The sequence below is a fragment of the Clavibacter lycopersici genome, assembly GCF_003576405.1.
GTDB lineage: Bacteria > Actinomycetota > Actinomycetes > Actinomycetales > Microbacteriaceae > Clavibacter > Clavibacter lycopersici.
This window is the reverse complement of record NZ_QWGT01000529.1, coordinates 1-521: the sequence shown is the minus strand read 5'-3', so window position 1 is coordinate 521 and position 521 is coordinate 1. Positions and strand designations below refer to the sequence as shown.

Genomic DNA, 521 nt, shown 5'->3' with positions numbered 1-521 from the left:
GAGGGCCCGACCGCCGACGTGCTCCGCGCGCCCGCGCACCGCCGGACGCGTGCGCTCGTCGCCGCCGTGCCGACCGGGGTGCCGCGCGGCACGGCCCTGTCGGATGCGCGGATCGAGGCGGCAGCCGCGACCCCCGCTACGGCCGTCGTGCCACCGGAGGACGACCGCGTCGTCCTCCGCGCAACGGGCCTCACCCGCTCCTACCGCGGCCCCGCGGGATCCGTCCGCACGGCCGTCGACGGCGTCTCCCTCGAGGTCCGCCGCGGCCGCACGCTCGGCCTCGTCGGCGGATCCGGGTCGGGCAAGACCACGGTCGCCCGCCTCCTGCTGGCGCTCGAGGAGCCGGACGCGGGCGACGTGACGCTCGACGGCGAGCCGTGGAGCGGGATCCCCGAGGGCGAGCGCAGGAGCCGCCGAGCGCGCGTCGGCGCCGTCTACCAGGACCCGCTCGCGTCCTTCGACCCGCGCTGGAGCGTCGACCGGATCCTGCAGGACGCGCTCGCGGTCGCGGGCCTCCGCGG

1 protein-coding gene is annotated in these 521 nt (G+C 79.1%); it reads left to right on the top strand.

From position 1 onward, the window contains the following. A partial coding sequence (locus tag DZG00_RS17475; RefSeq protein ID WP_119455868.1) for an ATP-binding cassette domain-containing protein occupies positions 1-521 on the top strand: 521 nt, incomplete at both ends.